Source organism: Pseudomonas linyingensis, assembly GCF_900109175.1.
In the GTDB taxonomy this organism is placed as follows: Bacteria; Pseudomonadota; Gammaproteobacteria; order Pseudomonadales; family Pseudomonadaceae; genus Geopseudomonas; species Geopseudomonas linyingensis.
In genome coordinates this window covers 29,513-46,199 of the sequence record NZ_FNZE01000019.1, presented here as the reverse complement: position 1 = coordinate 46,199, position 16,687 = coordinate 29,513, and the positions used below count along the sequence as shown (strand labels likewise).

Here is a 16,687-nt window from a genome sequence, read left to right as displayed (position 1 = left end):
GCCCATGTCCACGAATCATGACAAGGCAGCCATCGTCAGTGGTGGCGCCACCCTGATCGGCCACGCCGTGGCTCGCGCCCTGATCGATGCGGGCTACCGGGTCGCCCTGTTCGACATCGACGGCGAAGCCGGCCAGCGGGTGGCCGCAGAGCTCGGAGAAGCAGCGGCATTCTTCCCGGTCGACATCACCGACGATGCCCGCATCGCTGCCGCCGTGGCTGAGGTGCGCGCCTGCTTCGGCGGCATCGACACCCTGGTGAACCTGGCCTGCAGCTATGGGGACGACGGGTTCGCCTCCGGCCGCCAGGACTGGTTGCAGGCGCTGGACGTCAACCTGGTGTCGGCCGTGGTGCTGACCCAGGCCGTGCACGCCGACCTCAAGGCGCGCGATGGCTGCGTCGTCAACTTCACCTCCATCTCGGCGAAGTGCGCGCAGACCGGCCGCTGGCTCTACCCGGTGTCCAAGGCGGCCATGTTGCAGCTGACGCGCAGCATGGCCATGGATCTGGCCGCCGACGGCATCCGGGTCAACTCGGTCTCGCCTGGCTGGACCTGGTCGCGGGTGATCAGCGAAGTCAGCGGCGGCGACCGCGCCAAGGCGGATGCCGTGGCGGCTTCCTACCACCTGCTGGGGCGCCTCGGCGACCCGGCCGAAGTGGCCAATGTGGTCGCCTTCCTCTGTTCGCCGGCGGCCAGCTTCGTGACCGGCGCGGACTACGCCGTCGACGGCGGCTATTCGGTGATGGGGCCGGAGCAGAACCAGCCGGCCATCCCGCGGCTCGCCGAGTGAGGGTCCAGCGATGAAAAGACTCTTCCAGAAAATGTTCGGCGCCCAGCACGCGCCGCAACCGCAGCAGTCGCACTCCAGGAGAACAAAAATGCGTCGAATCGCCATCGTCGGAGCCGGCCAGGCCGGCCTGCAACTGGCCGCAGGCCTTCTCGCCAAGGGTTACCACGTGACCCTCGCCACCAATCGCACGGGGGAGGAAATCCGCAACGGCAAGGTCCTGTCCAGCCAGTGCATGTTCCACACTGCGCTGCAGACCGAGCGCGATCTGGGGTTGAACTTCTGGGAGGACCAGTGCCCCGCGGTCGAAGGCATCGGCCTCACCGTGCCGCATCCGGAAAAGCCCGGCGAGAAGCTGCTCAGCTGGGCCGCGCGCCTGGAACGCTACGCCCAGTCCGTCGACCAGCGGGTGAAGATGCCGGTGTGGATGGAGGAGATCGTCCGGCGCGGCGGTGAAGTGCTGATCCAGGATGTCGGCTTGCCCGAACTGGAAAAGCTCGCCGCCAGCCATGACCTGGTGCTGCTGGCCGCCGGCAAGGGCGAGATCGTCAACCTGTTCCCCCGCGATGCCGAGCGCACCACCTTCCAGCAACCGCAGCGGGCGCTGGCGCTCACCTACGTGAAGGGTATGACCCCGATGTCGCCGTTCTCCAGGGTCGCCTTCAACCTGATCCCGGGCGTCGGCGAGTACTTCGCCTTTCCGGCCCTGACCACCAGCGGCCCCTGCGAAATCATGGTCTTCGAGGGCATTCCCGGTGGCCCCATGGACTGCTGGCAGGGTGTTCAGTCGCCCGAACAGCATCTGGAAAAGAGCCTGGAAATCATCCGTCGCTACACGCCCTGGGAGGCCGAGCGCTGCCGCTCCGTCGAACTGACCGACGCCAACGGCTTCCTCTCCGGGCGCTTCACGCCGATGGTGCGCAAGCCGGTGCTCGAGCTGCCTTCCGGGCGCCGGGTATTCGGCATGGCCGATGCGCTGGTGGTGAACGACCCGATCACCGGGCAAGGCTCCAACAACGCCGCCAAGTGCACGCGGATCTACCTGGATTCGATTCTCGCCCACGGTGATCAGCCGTTCACCGACGCCTGGATGCGCGAAACCTTCGAGCGCTACTGGAGCTATGCCCAGCATGTGGTGCGCTGGACCAACACCATGCTGGTTCCGCCGGCCCCGCACATGCTGGATCTGCTGGCTTCCGCCAGCCAGTCGCGACCGCTGGCCTCGGCCATCGCCAACGGCTTCGATGACCCGCGCAGCTTCGCACCCTGGTGGTTCGACGCCGACCAGTGTGCGGGCATGATCCGCGACCATTCCAGCAAGGCCGCCTGAGGCCCCGGAGAGCGATCATGAATGCCATTGCCAGTGCAGTCACCGAAATGGCCAGCGCCCGGGACAGTGATCCGCGCGCATTGCGCAGCCTGCTCGGCCAGTTCGCCACCGGCGTCACCGTGATCACCACCCGCGCGGCCAACGGGCGCAACGTGGGGATGACCGCGAACTCCTTCTCCTCGGTGTCCCTGGATCCGCCGCTGGTGCTCTGGAGTATTTCGCGCAGCGCGCCGAGTCTGGACGACTTCCTTGCCGCCAGCCATTTCGCCATCAACGTGCTGGCTGCCGACCAGCATGGCCTCTCCGGACACTTCGCCCGGGGGGCTGCGGACAAGTTCGCCGACATCGCATACCAGACCGGTGCAGGTGGTGTGCCCTTGCTGGAGGGGGTCATCGCCAGCCTGGTGTGCCGCAACCTCACCCAGTACGAGGGCGGCGACCATCTGATCTTCATCGGACAGATCGAAGAGTACACAAGCAGCGGCGGAGAACCGCTGATCTTCCATGCAGGCCAGTACCGGGTCGCCGCCTCGCATCCGGCCCTGGGCCAGTAACGCTGCCACCGCCTTGCAGAAAGAGAGAACCATGAGAAGAACGACGAGAGCGTTGCAGTTTTGTCTGATCGGAGCGGGACTGTACGGGGGGCAGGCCGCCCAGGCCTACGACCTGCCGGTGGTCAACCTGGGGCTCACCACCTTCCTCGACGGCGGCTTGCCGGCAGGGCCCGGCTGGTACATCCAGGAATATTTCCAGGACTATCGCGCGGATCATCTGCGCGATGGCGACGGCAAGGATCTGCCGCTGCCGGACCAGGATCTGCACTACCAGGTCGCGGTGACCCAGCTGAGCTACCTGTCGAACCTGCGTCTGGGGAACGCCAGCCTGGGTTTGAACGCCGTGCTGCCGGTGGTGACCAGCATGGATGTCGATGACGGACTGGACAATGCCGCCCTCAAGGCACAGAGCGGAATGGGCGACTTGCTGGTGGGCCCGTTCATCCAGTTCGATCCGATCATGGGCGAGGCGGGGCCGCGCTTCATCCACCGCATCGAGCTGCAGGTGAATCTGCCCACGGGCAAGTACGACAACGACCACGCGATCAATCCGGGCGCGAACGCCTGGTCATTCAATCCCTACTGGGCCGCGACCTATTGGTTCACCCCCAAGTGGACCGCGTCGATCCGTGCCCATTACCTCTACAACGGCAAGAACGACGACCCGAACTACAGCTATGGCGGTGCCGACGACATCCAGGCCGGCCAGGCGCTGCACGCCAACCTGGCCACTGCGTATGCGGTGACGCCACAGCTGCGACTGGGCCTGAATGGCTACTGGTTGAATCAGTTCACCGATACCAGGATCGACGGCCATGAGGTGTCGGGGCGCCGGGAAAAGGTCTGGGCAATCGGGCCGGGCGGGATGTACAGCTTCTCGCAGGACGACCATCTGTTCTTCAACGCCTACTTCGAGCAGGACGTGGAGAACCGACCGGATGGATCGCGGATCCAGGTGAGGTACGTCCACCACTTCTGAATCGCAAGGACGATCTGGGGTCGTCCCTTGGCCTGCCGCTTGCGGCGGGCCTTTTTTAACGGACTACCATTCATGAGGAATATCCATAAACATATGAAACGGATCTGATATTTCGGATGGATGGCAGAGCAATCGCAGCATGCTGATTGCGGTTGTAAGTTCAGATGCGCCGTCACAGCGCAACCGATTGACCAGATTCAACAGGTGCCTCGCGATGAACAACAACGATCTGCATTGTCGGGATATCTCGGCCGATCGCTTCGATCTCGCTGGAGCACGTTCCTGGATGTCCGAAGTCTGCGGTCCGCATGTACTCAGGGCCAGCAAGCCCGAGCGCATCCAGTTCCACCACAGCGGCAACGTGCTGCGCTCCACTTCGACGATCCTCGGCTACGTCCAGTACGGCACCGACGTGACCATCGGTGTCGGCGAGGACATGAAGCTCAATTGCTACAGCCTCAGCCTGCCGCTGTCGGGCGAGCAGGAACTGGCCAAGGCCGGGCGGCTGCTGCGCTCCGACCGGGACTGCGGGGTGATCGTCATGCCCTTCGAGCATCAGGAGCTGACCATCGCCGGCGACTGCCGCAAGCTGCAGGTCGCCATTCCACAGGCGGCCATCCTCAAGACCCTGGAGGAGCTGCTGCAGCGTTCAGTGGAAGTGCCGCTCAGCTTCGAGCCGGAGATGGACGCCGTCCAGGGCGGCTCGGCCTCCTGGTGGCGGATGGTCCGCCACCTGGCCGACGAACTGGAGCGCAGCCGCGATCTCTACGACGAGCTCTATTTCACGCGGGACATGGAGAGCGCGCTGATCAAGGGGCTGATCCTCACCCAGCCGCACAACTACACGCGGGAGCTGCGCGAGCGCCTGCAGGTCAAGCTGCCGTACTACCTGGTGCGCGCCCGCGATTTCATCCTGGCCAACGCCCGCCAGGAAATGTACCTCGAAGACATCGAGCAGGCCGCCGGCGTATCGCGCTTCAAGCTGTACGAAGGCTTCGGCAAGTATTTCGGCCTGTCGCCGATGGCCTACCTGCGCAAGCACCGCCTGACCGCCGTGCGTCAGGACCTCCTCGAGGATCGCTCGCAGCGCAACATCTGCGAGATCGCTCTGAGCTGGGGCTTAACCCACCAGGGACGCTTCTCCAGCGAGTACCGCAAGCTGTTCGGCGAAACGCCGAGCATGACGGTGCAGCGGGCAGAGGCGCGGCGGCAACGCTAGTGATCTGTAAGGTAAGTTCTGTCGATCAATTCCGGCGCCCATGGCCCCGATAAAGCGTTGTCATTCCTCGTCATAGCCCTGCTATGACTTGTCGCGGCGAGGTGTATCGGAACTTATGGTCATCCGAGCTTGAGTTAACTGACTGCAAAGGCCACTAGCAGGGCAAGCGTTACCCCAGGGCAATCGCATGAAGCTCATCTGCTTTCGATGCTCGGTGACGACTGGTGGGCTCCTGCTGGCTCGCTTGGTCAAAGCCTCTATCGCGGACAGAGTATCCGGCATACGGCAGGTAGACCTCACTCAGGCCGTGAAGCTTCCCCAGTCCTCGCAGTGGCCAGCACAGGAACCCGGACAGGGGCAGCCCGTGCGGCTGCGCCCGGTGGCCAGCTCCATGCGCCGCGCCACCTCCGGATCGTCGGCGAAGGGCAGCATGGTTGCCTCGTCCAGTCCGCGCTGGCTCTTGCCCGAGAGACAGAACTGCACGGCGGTGATGAACAGGGTCACGCAGGTCAGCAGCCAGAGTTCGTTGGCCATCATGGTTCTCCGGAAATAAAAAAGCCCGGCGCAGGGGCGCCGGGCAAAAGGTCATGCGAACTGCGCATGAGCCTGAGAGGCAGCGGGGTTGGCCTGGCGCACGGTGCACCAGGTGTTCCAGGCCATCAGCAGCATGCCGGTGAGGAAGAACAGGCCGCCGATCAGGCGCACGAGAAAGCCCGCGTGGCTGGCCTCCAGCGCCTCGACGAAGGAGTAGGTCAGGGTGCCGTCCTCGTTGGTGGCCCGCCACATCAGGCCCTGCATGATGCCGTTGACCCACATGGCGGCGATGTACAGCACCGTGCCGATGGTCGCCAGCCAGAAGTGCAGGTTGATCAGGGCGACGCTGTGCATCTGCTCGCGGCCGAACACCTTGGGGATCATGTGGTACAGCGCGCCGAAGGTGATCATCGCCACCCAGCCCAGCGCCCCGGCATGCACGTGGCCGATGGTCCAGTCGGTGTAGTGGGACAGGGCGTTGACGGTCTTGATCGCCATCATCGGCCCCTCGAAGGTGGACATGCCGTAGAAGGCCAGCGACACCACCAGAAAGCGCAGGATCGGATCGGTGCGCAGCTTATGCCAGGCGCCGGACAGGGTCATCATGCCGTTGATCATGCCGCCCCAGCTCGGCGCGAGGAGGATGATCGACATCACCATGCCGAGGGTCTGCGCCCAGTCGGGCAGGGCGGTGTAGTGCAGGTGGTGCGGGCCGGCCCAGATATACAGGGTGATCAGCGCCCAGAAGTGGACGATGGACAGCCGGTAGGAATACACCGGGCGGTCGGCCTGCTTGGGCACGAAGTAGTACATCATGCCGAGGAAGCCGGTGGTCAGGAAGAAGCCCACGGCGTTGTGGCCGTACCACCACTGCACCATGGCGTCGGTCGCGCCGGAGTAAATCGAATAGGACTTGAACCAGCCCACCGGGATCGCCAGGTGGTTGACGATGTGCAGCATGGCGGTTGCGAGGATGAAGGCACCGAAGAACCAGTTGCCGACGTAGATGTGCTTGGTCTGGCGCTTCATCACGGTGCCGAAGAACACCACGGCGTAGGCGACCCAGACTATGGCCATCACCACCGCGCCGGTGAACTCGATCTCGGCGTACTCCTTGGTGGTGGTGTAGCCCAGCGGCAGGCTGACCAGCATGATCGCGATCACCGCCTGCCAGCCCCAGAAGGTGAAGGCGATCAGCGGGCCACCGAACAGGCGGGTCTGGCAGGTGCGCTGTACCGTGTAGTAGGAGGTGGCGAACAGCCCGCAACCGCCGAAGGCGAAGATCACCAGGCTGGTGTGCAGCGGGCGCAGGCGGCCGAAGCTGGTCCATTCGAGGTCGAAGTTGAGGGCGGGCCACACCAGTTGCGAGGCGATGAACACCCCCATGGCCATGCCGATCACGCCCCAGACCACGGTCATCACGGCAAACTGGCGCACGACTCGGTAGTCGTACGCCCGCTCGGAATTCGTTGTGCTCATGTCGAAACCTTTCTACTGAATAAGTCCATGGCTACAGCTCCGCGGGGAGTTGTGCAGGGCCCACTGTAGAAGGCGTGACTTGGGTAAAACAGACTCAGATTAAATCGTTAAAACCGTATCAGAATGGCACAAGGACTTGCACGGGAACCTCCAAGGCGCCCTCCCTGCGGATATTCCGGAGGCTCTTGCGCAATTTCGGAGGCGGAAATAGCGAGCGGAGGGAACCATGCCGGTGTGCAGCAGCTACGCCGGGTTGCCGGAGCACAGGTCAGACATCTGATATGGTTTTTTATGCCGGATCTGCCGCTGTTTTTGGTCGATTGCCGCGGGCATAGTCGTCGCCCTGATTGCCCGCACCTGCTTGAAGGTATGGGCCGGCCGGACGAGGTAGCCCGCATGTACCAATACGACGAATACGACCACGCCCTGGTGCTCGAGCGGGTCGCGCAGTTTCGCGACCAGATCGAGCGTCGCCTGAACGGCGAGCTGAGCGAGGAGGAGTTCCTGCCGCTGCGTCTGCAGAACGGTCTGTATCTGCAGAAGCACGCCTACATGCTGCGTGTGGCCATCCCCTACGGCACGCTGTCGAGCGTCCAGATGCGCACCCTGGCGCACATCGCCCGCCACTACGACCGTGACTACGGCCACTTCACCACCCGGCAGAACATCCAGTTCAACTGGATCGAGCTGGAGCAGGTGGGCGACATCCTCGAACGCCTGGCCGAGGTGGAGATGCATGCCATCCAGACCTCCGGCAACTGCGTGCGCAACATCACCACCGAGGCCTTCGCCGGAGTGGCCGCCGACGAGTTGCTCGACCCGCGACCACTGGCGGAAATCCTCCGCCAGTGGTCGACGGTCAATCCGGAGTTCCTCTACCTGCCGCGCAAGTTCAAGATCGCCATCTGCTCGGCCGAGCAGGACCGCGCGGCGATCATGATGCACGACATCGGCCTGTACCTTTACCGCGATGCCGCCGGCGAGCTGCTGCTGCGGGTGATGGTCGGCGGCGGCCTGGGGCGCACGCCGATCCTCGGTCAGCAGGTGCGTGAGGCGCTGCCCTGGCGCCACCTGCTGTCCTACATCGAGGCCATCCTGCGGGTGTTCAACCGCCACGGCCGGCGCGACAACAAGTACAAGGCGCGGATCAAGATCCTGGTCAAGGCCCTCGGCGTCGAGGCCTTCGCCCGCGAGGTGGAGGAGGAGTGGCAGCACATCAAGGACGGCCCGGCCGAGCTGACCGAAGCCGAATACCGCCGCGTCGCCGCCTTCTTCGCGCCGCCGGCGTATGAGGCGCTGTCCGACACCGACCTGGACTACGGCAGCGCGCTGGCCGGCGATGCCGAGTTCGCCCGCTGGGCCGCGCACAACCTCCAGGCGCACAAGGTGCCGGGCTACGCCGCGGTGGTGCTGTCCACCAAGCCTGGGCCGGCCATGCCGCCGGGTGACGTCACCGCCGCGCAGATGGAAGGCATCGCCGAGCTGGCCGAGCGTTACGGCTTCGGCGAGATCCGCATCGCCCATGAGCAGAACCTCGTGCTGCCCGACGTGCGCAAGGCCGACCTGCATGCCGTCTGGCAGCGTGCCCGCGAGTTGGGCCTGGCCACGCCGAACATCGGCCTGCTCACCGACATCATCGCCTGCCCGGGCGGCGACTACTGTTCGCTGGCCAACGCCAAGTCGATCCCCATCGCCCAGGCCATCCAGGCGCGTTTCGAGGATCTTGACCACCTGCACGATCTGGGCGAGCTGAGCCTGAACATCTCCGGCTGCATGAACGCCTGCGCCCACCACCACATCGGTAACATCGGCATCCTCGGCGTCGACAAGAACGGCAGCGAGTGGTACCAGGTCACCATCGGCGGCGCCCAGGGCAAGGCCAGCGCGCTGGGCAAGGTGATCGGCCCGGCGTTCGGCGCCGAGCAGATTCCCGAGGTGATCGAACGGCTGGTCGACACCTTCCTCGCCTACCGCGAGGGCGACGAGCCCTTCGTCGACACCGTGCAGCGCATCGGTCTGGAGCCGTTCAAGGAACGGGTCTACCGCCAGCAGGAGGCTTCGGCATGAACAACCTGATCAAGCTGGGCACGGGCGGCGCCCACCTCGTCGCCGACGATCCCTGGAACTGGGTGCGTGAGCCGCTCGAGCCGCTGCCGGACGGCCCGCTGCTGTTGCCCCTGGCGCTGTGGCGGCAGCGGCAGAGCGAGGACGTGCTGGCCGGGCGCGCCGACAGCCGCGACGGCCTCTGGCTGGCCCCCGACGACGAGCCCGAGGAGCTGGCGCCCTGGCTGGCCGGCCTGCCGCTGATCGCCCTGGAGTTCCCCAGCTTCCGCGACGGCCGCGCCTACAGCCAGGCCTACCTGCTGCGTACCCGCCTGGGCTGGCAGGGCGAACTGCGCTCGGTCGGCGATGTGCTGCGCGACCAGCTCAGCCACATGCGCCAGTGCGGCTTCGACGCCTTCGCCGTACGCGAGGACAAGTCCGCCGCCGACGCCCTCAAGGGCCTGCAGGGCATCAGCGTGCTCTATGGCCGCTCGGTGCTCGAGCCGCGGCCGCTGTTCCGCCGGCGCATCGGGGCGGACGAGGAGGAATGCTGATGAGTCTGGCGCCGAAGTCGGGGACTTCGCCCATCATCCGGCACTTGGCAAACAGCGCCAGCCGGTCGGGGGCGCGTATAGTCGCGGACCCGAGCCAACCGACCTGGAGGACGTCCCGCGATGGGCCCCATTCTGCTCGCTGACTCCCGCAACCCCGAGCTGCGCACCGCACTCGGCGAGTTGAACCCCGCACTCGAGCTGCTGGAGGCGTCCGCCGATGTCGAGGCCATGCGCCGCTGCGCGATCTGGCTGGGCGAGCCGGACCGGCTGGTGCCGCTGCTGCGCGCCGGGCTGCGCCCGCAATGGCTGCAGTCGACCTGGGCAGGCTACCGGCCGCTGCTGGCGGCGGACCTGCCCCGCGGCTACCGGCTGAGTCGCGCCGTCGGCGTGTTCGGCCAGCCGATTGCCGAGTACCTGCTCGCCCACATTCTGGAGCACGAACAGCAGCTACGCAGCCGCCGGGAAAGCCAGCACCAGCGGCAGTGGGACGCGCGCATTCCCGGCAGCCTGTTCGGGCGCCGGCTGCTGATCGTCGGCGCCGGCGAGATCGGCCGCGAGGTCGCCCGCCTGTTGGCGCCGTTCGGCCTGCGCCTGAGCGGCGTCGCCCAGCGCCCGCGCCCGCTCGAGCACTTCGAGCGAGTGACAGGCCTCGACGCGCTGTGCCGCGAGGCCGCGGCGGCCGACTACGTGGTCAACATCCTTCCCGATACCCCGGAAACCGCGGACCTCTACGGCGCGGGCTTCTTCGCCGCGCTGAGGCCGTCGGCGCTGTTCCTCAACGTGGGGCGCGGCACCGCGGTGGTCGATGCGGCGCTGCTGGCGGCGCTGCGCGAAGGGCGCCTGGCCGGCGCGGTGCTCGACGTGTTCCGCGAGGAGCCGCTGCCGGCGGAGCATCCGTTCTGGGCCGCGCCGGGAGTGACGCTGACCGGGCACATCGCCGGGCCGCTGGTGCCCGCCGCGCTGGCCCGGCTGTTCGTCGACAACCTGGCGCGTTTCCGGGCCGACGATGCGTTGCGCGGCGAGGTGGATTTCGCCGGCACCTACTGAGTCGGCGGGACCGTACTCAACCCTCATGCCGCTTGGCGTACATCCGGCACTCGGCGACCAGCGCCAGCAGGTTGGGGTCGCGCTCGCGGCTCTTGAGGAACACCACGCCGATCTGTTGCTGCATCCGGTAGCGCGCCTGCAGCGGGATCAGCCGCACGCGGTTCTCGTACACCGCGGCGATGCGGCCCGGCAGCAGGGCGTAGCCGACCCCGGAGCTGACCATGCTGAGCAGGGTGAAGATGTCGTTGACCTGCATCGCCACCTTGGGCGCGAAGCCGGCCTGCTGGAACACCCGCTGGGCGTCCTGGTGCGTGGCGAAGCCCTGGGTCAGGGTGATGAAGGTGGCCTCGTGGAGGTCGGCCAGGTCCACCTCGGCCTGGCGGGCGAACGGCGAGTCGGTGGGCACGGCGAGGAAGATGTCGTCGCGAAACAGCGGCAGCGACTCGCAGTCCGGATCGGCCACGCTGTCGTTGAGCGACACCAGGATGGCGTCCAGCTCGAAGTTCTTCAGCTTGTACAGCAGGTCGACGTTGGAGCCGAGGATCAGGTCGATGTTCAGCTCGCTGCGCCGCAGCTTGAGGCCCATGATCAGCTGCGGCACCGTCTTCACCGTCAGTGAGTAGAGCGCGCCGAGCTTGAAGCGCTCGGCGGAGAAGCCGGCCGCCTCGCGGGTCAGGCGCACGGTGTCGAGCATGTCGGCGATCAGCTTCTGCGCGCGGTCCTCCAGCACGTGGGCACTTTCCAGCGGACTGAGCTTGCGCCCCTCGCGCTTGAACAGCGGGCAGCGCAGGGCGTTTTCCAGCGAGTGCAGTGCGCGATGCACGCTGACCGTGCTGGTGTCCAACTCGGCGGCGGCGCGCGACAGGTTGCCGCTGCGCATGAAGGCCAGGAAGATTTCCAGCTTCTTGAAGGTCAGTTCTTCGTCGATCTGCATGATGGCGTTCGGTGGCGACGGTGCCTTCGATTGTGCCGCAAAGCAGGCCGGTGTGCCCGGTCGCGGCGGAAAATCGTCTTTCCTGCAATTTCTCCTCCACTATGCGGTCCAAGTGTCTGACTTTGCAGGAAAACCCTTTACCTGCGCGGTAGCGGCGGATACTGTTCGCCCGTACAGGTGCATGACAATTGGATGGCAAAGCCAGCCGCTGCTCGGCACCTTTTTCCCCCATGAACACTGCTGCCGACGCCGCTGCGCCGGCACCGGGTCGTCGTGTCGATGGCCCGCCGGTTGGAGACCGCTGGATGTCCGAACAAGCCCTATTCCCGGAGCAGGCCCGTGGCGAGGAGCGCCATCCCCCGGGACGGGAAGCGACGCTAGCGGACATCGCCTCGCCGGAGCGCCACACTTGGGAAGGCTACCGTCATGCCCCCGAGCGCCTGGCGGCCTTCTGTCTGCCCGGTCAGCCGGTGGTGGACAAGCTGCTGCACTTGGCCGGCGAGCTGCTCAAGCGCAACGGCCACGACGCCAGCCTGCACGGCTACGCCGCTGCCGACGCCACGCGCCTCGGCCTGCAGGTGGCGGCGCTGTGGAACGTGCTGCACGGCCTGCGTCTCGACGCCCTGGCGGCGCCGGTGCCGCTGGCCGAGGCGCAGCGCCTGCGCAGTCCGGCGCAGATCGTCCAGGGCCGCAGCGCCGGCCCCCTCGATTGCGCGCTGCTGTTCGCCGCGCTGCTCGAGCGTATCGGCCTGCACCCGCTGATCGTGCTGGAGCAGGAGCACGCCTACGTCGGTCTGTGGCTGAACGCCGAGGGCTTCTTCCCGCGCATCTGCAGCGAGGATGCGCTGACCCTGCGCAAGCGCGTGCAGCTGCGCGAGGTGCTGCTGTTCGATAGCGGCCTGCTCGGCAAGGGCACGCCGTTCAAGGAGGCGATCCGCGTCGCCCAGCAGCGCCTGAACGACGACGCGCGCTTCGTGCTGGTCCTCGACCTCGCCCAGGCGCGCGCCGCGCAGATCCGTCCACTGGACGCCAGCGCCGCCGAACCGCCGGCCGATCCGCAGGTGCTCGACGCCCCTGAGCTGGCCGCGGTCGCCGCGGCGGACAATGACGAACTGCCCGCCGGCCCCGGCGGCCGCCTGGAGCAATGGCAGCGTCGCCTGCTCGACCTGTCCCTGCGCAACCCGCTGCTCAGCCTGCGCGACAGCAAGGTCGCCATCCCGCTGCTGACCCCCGATCCGGCGGCGCTGGAGGATCTGCTGGCGGGCGGCAAGGCCTTCGCCATCGACCCGCAGCCCAAGCGCCCGGCCGGCGCGGGGGATGTCGCCGAGGACGCCGCCGCGCTGGCGCAGACCGCACTCAATGCGCTGGCCAAGGGCCGCCTGTTCGCGCCGCTGGAGGCCGACAAGCTCGACGCCACCCTGGTCGAGCTGTACCGCCGCGCGCGCGCCGATCTGGAGGAAGGCGGCGCCAACACCCTGTTCCTCGCCATCGGCTTCCTGCGCTGGCAGCGCCCGGGGATTAAGGACCGCAGCTATCGCGCGCCGCTGATCCTGCTGCCGGTGACCCTGACCCGCAAGTCGATCAGTTCGGGCATCCGCCTGACCCTCGGCGACGACGAACCGCGCTTCAACACCACCCTGCTGGAAATGCTGCGCCAGGATTTCAACCTCGACATCCAGGGTTTCGACGCCCTGCTGCCCAGCGACGAACATGGCCTCGACATCGCCGGCATCCTCACCCGCATGCGCCGCGAGGTGCTTGAGGTGGACGGCTTCGAGATCGCCGACGAGGTGGTGCTGAGCACCTTCTCATTCGCCAAGTACCTGATGTGGAAGGACCTGGTCGACCGCGTCGAGCAGCTCAAGGACAACCCGGTAGTACGCCACCTGCTCGACACCCCGCGCGAGCCGTTCGCCAGCACGGGCGAGTTCGTCGCGCCGCGCGAACTGGACCAGCGCCTGTCGCCGGAGCAGCTGTTCACCCCGCTGTCCGCCGATTCCTCGCAGCTGGCCGCGGTGGTGGCCGCCGCCCAGGGGCGTAACTTCGTGATGATCGGCCCGCCGGGCACCGGCAAGTCGCAGACCATCGCCAACATGATCGCCCACAACCTGGCGCTGGGCCGCACCGTGCTGTTCGTCGCCGAGAAGGCCGCCGCGCTGGAGGTGGTCTACCGCCGCCTGCGCGAGCACGGCCTCGGCGAGTTTTGCCTGGAGCTGCACTCCAACAAGGCGCGCAAGCAGGACGTGATCCGCCAGCTCGGCGAGGCCTGGCAGGCTCGCGCGGCGCTGAGCGAGGAGGAGTGGGAGCGCGAGACGCGGCGCCTGCGCCTGCTGCGCGACGAACTCAACCAGCTGGTCAAGGCCCTGCACGAGCGCCAGCGCAACGGTCTGAGCATCCGTCAGGCGCTGGCCACCGCGGTGGCCAATGCCGGGGTGGCGGAGATCAAGCTGCGCTGGGTCAGCGCCGAGCAGCACGACGCCGCGGCGCTGGAGCAGCTGCGCGCGGTGGCCGAGCGCATCGACCTGAATGCCGGCGAAGTCGGCGACATGGCCAACCATCCGCTGGCCTTCCTGCGGGTGGAGGAATGGAGCATGGCCTGGCAGCAGGCTTTGCAGCAGCAGGCCGCCACCCTGACCACGCGCACCCGTGCGCTGCAGGGCGCCCTGGTCGAGCTGAGCCAGCGCCTCGGCCTGATCCGTCCGCTCAACGGCCGTGGCCAGCTCGCCGCCCTGGGCCAGCTGCTCGAGCTGCTGCCGCAGACCATCGGCAAGGAGCTGGGCTTCGCCTTCCAGGCCGACGTGCTGGAGCGCCTCGACGCGCTGAACAAGGCGGTCGGCCTGCTCGAGCGCTTCGCCGCCGCCGAGGCTGAACTGTCGGTGCGCTATCCGCGCGAGCGCCTGCTGGCACTGGACCTGACGGCGCTGGAACGCCGCTGGCAGGAAGCCGACGGCAGCTGGTGGCCGCTGCAGATCCTCAAGCTGCGCCAGTTCCATGCCTGGCTGCAGGAGCAGGCCGGCGTCGGCGAGGGCGCCCAGGTCGCGGCCGACCTGCCGGTGCTGCGCGAGCTGCAGGACATCCACGGCGAGCTGCAGCCGCTGCTGGCGCGGGTCGACGGCCTGCCCGGCTGGCGCGGCCTGGACTCCGACCCGCTGCAGTTGCGGGTCAAGGCCGAGATGGCCTGGCGCCTGCGCCAGCTGCTCGCCGCGCTGGCCACCGATCCCGAGCAGCTGGCGGCCCTGCGCAGCGGGCTGCGTCTGCTGGTGGTCGAGGCCAACGAGTTGCTCGCCGTCGATGCCCCGGTCGGCCGCCTGTGCGGCCGCTATCTCGAACTGGAGGACAACTTCGCCGAGGCGCTGGAGGAGTTCGCCAGCCTCGCCGGGCGCAGCGCGGACGAGCTGTACAGTCCCGGCCTCTCGGGCCTCGAACAGCTACTGGAGCTGACCGCCCGCCTGGACTCCGCCCACGGCCGCCTGCACGCCTGGTGCGCCTGGCTGCGCGTGCGCGGCGAGGCGCTGGCGCTCGGTCTGCTGCCGCTGGTGGAAGCCATCGAGCAGGGCCGCGTGCCGGCCGGCCAGGCGCAGCGTGCCCTGGAGGTCAACTACGCGCGCGGCTGGCTGGTGCAGAAGATCGACGCCACCCCGGCGCTGCGCAACTTCGTCTCGGTCGAGCACGAGCGCAAGATCGCCAGCTTCCGCGCCCTCGACGACCGCGTGCGCGAGATCACCGCGCAGTGCATCCGCACGCGCATCCGCCAGGGCCTGGTGGAGCGCGAGGATGCGCAGAAGTCTTCCGAGTTCGGGGTAATCCGCCGCGAATTGGAGAAGAAGACCCGTCACAAGCCGCTGCGCCAGTTGCTCGGCGAGACGCCCAACGCCATCGCCGCGCTGACCCCGTGCCTGTTGATGTCGCCGCTGTCGATCGCCCAGTACCTGCCGGCCGGCCAGCAGCCGTTCGACCTGGTGATCTTCGACGAGGCCTCGCAGATCACCGTGTGGGACGCCATCGGCGCCATCGCCCGCGGCCGCCAGACCGTGGTGGTCGGCGATCCCAAGCAGCTGCCGCCGACCAGCTTCTTCAGCTCGGCGCAGGCCGGCGAGGAGGAGAGCAGCGACGACGAGGATCTGGAAAGCATCCTCGACGAACTGCTCGGCGCCAACCTGCCGACCGTCGACCTGTCCTGGCACTACCGCTCGCGTCACGAGAGCCTGATCACCTTCTCCAACCACCGCTACTACAAGGGCGGGTTGATCACCTTCCCGTCGCCGGCCACCGAGGATCGCGCGGTCAACCTGCAGTTCGTCGCCGGCACTTACGATCGCGGCGGCAGCCAGACCAACCGCGCCGAAGCCGACGCGGTGGTCGCCGAGATCGAGCAGCGCCTGGCCGGCATCGAGCCGGGCAGGCTGACCCTCGGCGTGGTCACCTTCAACCAGAAGCAGCAGACCCTGATCCTCGACCTGCTGGATGCCGCGCGGCGGCGCAATCCGGCGCTGGACCGCCACTTCGACGAGGCGCTGATCGAGCCGGTGTTTGTCAAGAACCTCGAGTCGGTGCAGGGCGACGAGCGCGACGTGATCCTGTTCAGCACCACCTTCGGCCCGGACAGCGTGGGTACGGTCAGCATGAACTTCGGCCCGCTTAACAAGAACGGCGGCGAGCGGCGCCTCAACGTGGCGATCACCCGTGCGCGCGCCGAGCTCAAGGTGTTCTCCAGCCTGCGCCCGGAGCAGATCGACCTGGCGCGCACGGCCGCCGAAGGGGTGAAGGACCTCAGGCACTTCCTCGAATTCGCCGAGCGCGGCGCCCGCGCGCTGGACGAGGCGGTGCACGGCTCGGTGGGCAGCTTCGACTCGTCGTTCGAGGAGGCGGTGGCCCGCGCTCTGGCCGAGAAAGGCTGGACCCTGCACCCGCAGGTCGGCGTGTCGCGCTTCCGCATCGATCTCGGCGTGGTCGACCCCGACGTGCCGGGGCGCTATCTCGCCGGCATCGAGTGCGACGGCGCCACCTACCACCGCTCGGCCACCGCCCGCGACCGCGACAAGATCCGTGAAAGCGTGCTGCGCGGCCTCGGCTGGGAGATCCTGCGCCTGTGGTCCACTGACTACTGGCTGGATCCGGCCGGCACCCTCGACAAGCTCGACCAGCAGCTGCGCAAGTTGCTGGAGCAGCGACGAGCCAAAGCCGGGGCGTAGCGGCGCGCGGCTTTTCCCCTCACCCCAGCCCTCTC

The 16,687-nt window shown here is 67.3% G+C and carries 12 protein-coding genes; 9 read left to right on the top strand and 3 right to left on the bottom strand.

Annotated elements, in window-relative coordinates; genetic code table 11:
• Positions 1-4 precede the first annotated feature (4 nt).
• From BMZ19_RS18970 to BMZ19_RS18950, 5 genes are all read left to right on the top strand, one after another.
• A complete protein-coding gene (locus BMZ19_RS18970; protein WP_090313152.1) occupies positions 5-790 on the top strand; it encodes an SDR family oxidoreductase in 786 nt (261 codons plus the stop codon).
• Positions 791-878: 88 nt separating this feature from the next.
• The gene (locus tag BMZ19_RS18965; RefSeq protein WP_090313151.1) at positions 879-2,117 is read left to right on the top strand and encodes a styrene monooxygenase/indole monooxygenase family protein; all 1,239 of its coding nucleotides are present in this window, start codon (positions 879-881) and stop codon (positions 2,115-2,117) included.
• A gap of 17 nt (positions 2,118-2,134) precedes the next feature.
• Positions 2,135-2,671 carry a flavin reductase family protein gene (locus tag BMZ19_RS18960; RefSeq protein ID WP_090313150.1) on the top strand — a complete coding sequence of 179 codons (537 nt, stop codon included), beginning with the start codon at positions 2,135-2,137 and terminating at the stop codon, positions 2,669-2,671.
• A 31-nt stretch (positions 2,672-2,702) separates the two neighbouring features.
• Complete coding sequence (locus tag BMZ19_RS18955) at positions 2,703-3,650, top strand: SphA family protein (RefSeq protein ID WP_090313149.1); 948 nt, start codon at positions 2,703-2,705, stop codon at positions 3,648-3,650.
• A gap of 214 nt (positions 3,651-3,864) precedes the next feature.
• A complete protein-coding gene (locus tag BMZ19_RS18950; protein ID WP_090313148.1) occupies positions 3,865-4,869 on the top strand; it encodes an AraC family transcriptional regulator in 1,005 nt (334 codons plus the stop codon).
• A gap of 300 nt (positions 4,870-5,169) precedes the next feature.
• Here the strand turns inward: BMZ19_RS18950 and BMZ19_RS18945 are convergent, their stop codons facing one another.
• Together BMZ19_RS18945 and ccoN are read right to left on the bottom strand one after the other, a co-directional pair.
• On the bottom strand, positions 5,170-5,403 hold the full coding sequence (locus BMZ19_RS18945; RefSeq protein ID WP_090313147.1) for a cytochrome Cbb oxidase CcoQ: 234 nt from the start codon (positions 5,401-5,403) through the stop codon (positions 5,170-5,172).
• 51 nt (positions 5,404-5,454) lie between these two features.
• Positions 5,455-6,882 (bottom strand): cytochrome-c oxidase, cbb3-type subunit I, encoded by a 1,428-nt coding sequence (ccoN, locus tag BMZ19_RS18940; RefSeq protein WP_090313146.1) that lies wholly within the window; start codon positions 6,880-6,882, stop codon positions 5,455-5,457.
• A 396-nt stretch (positions 6,883-7,278) separates the two neighbouring features.
• Between ccoN and BMZ19_RS18935 the strand changes: the two genes are divergently transcribed.
• The 3 genes from BMZ19_RS18935 (at position 7,279) to BMZ19_RS18925 (ending at position 10,526) form a co-directional block, all read left to right on the top strand.
• Complete coding sequence (locus BMZ19_RS18935) at positions 7,279-8,949, top strand: nitrite/sulfite reductase (protein ID WP_090313145.1); 1,671 nt, start codon at positions 7,279-7,281, stop codon at positions 8,947-8,949.
• Complete coding sequence (locus BMZ19_RS18930) at positions 8,946-9,479, top strand: DUF934 domain-containing protein (protein WP_090313144.1); 534 nt, start codon at positions 8,946-8,948, stop codon at positions 9,477-9,479. Before BMZ19_RS18935 ends, BMZ19_RS18930 begins: the two co-directional genes overlap by 4 nt.
• Positions 9,480-9,599: 120 nt before the next feature.
• Positions 9,600-10,526 carry a D-2-hydroxyacid dehydrogenase gene (locus tag BMZ19_RS18925; RefSeq protein ID WP_090313143.1) on the top strand — a complete coding sequence of 309 codons (927 nt, stop codon included), beginning with the start codon at positions 9,600-9,602 and terminating at the stop codon, positions 10,524-10,526.
• Between the two features lie 16 nt (positions 10,527-10,542).
• On the opposite strand, the gene BMZ19_RS18920 is transcribed toward BMZ19_RS18925, so the two are convergent.
• On the bottom strand, positions 10,543-11,460 hold the full coding sequence (locus BMZ19_RS18920) for a LysR family transcriptional regulator (protein ID WP_090313142.1): 918 nt from the start codon (positions 11,458-11,460) through the stop codon (positions 10,543-10,545).
• 305 nt (positions 11,461-11,765) lie between these two features.
• Between BMZ19_RS18920 and BMZ19_RS18915 the strand changes: the two genes are divergently transcribed.
• Complete coding sequence (locus BMZ19_RS18915; protein ID WP_090313141.1) at positions 11,766-16,652, top strand: DUF4011 domain-containing protein; 4,887 nt, start codon at positions 11,766-11,768, stop codon at positions 16,650-16,652.
• Positions 16,653-16,687 lie beyond the last annotated feature (35 nt).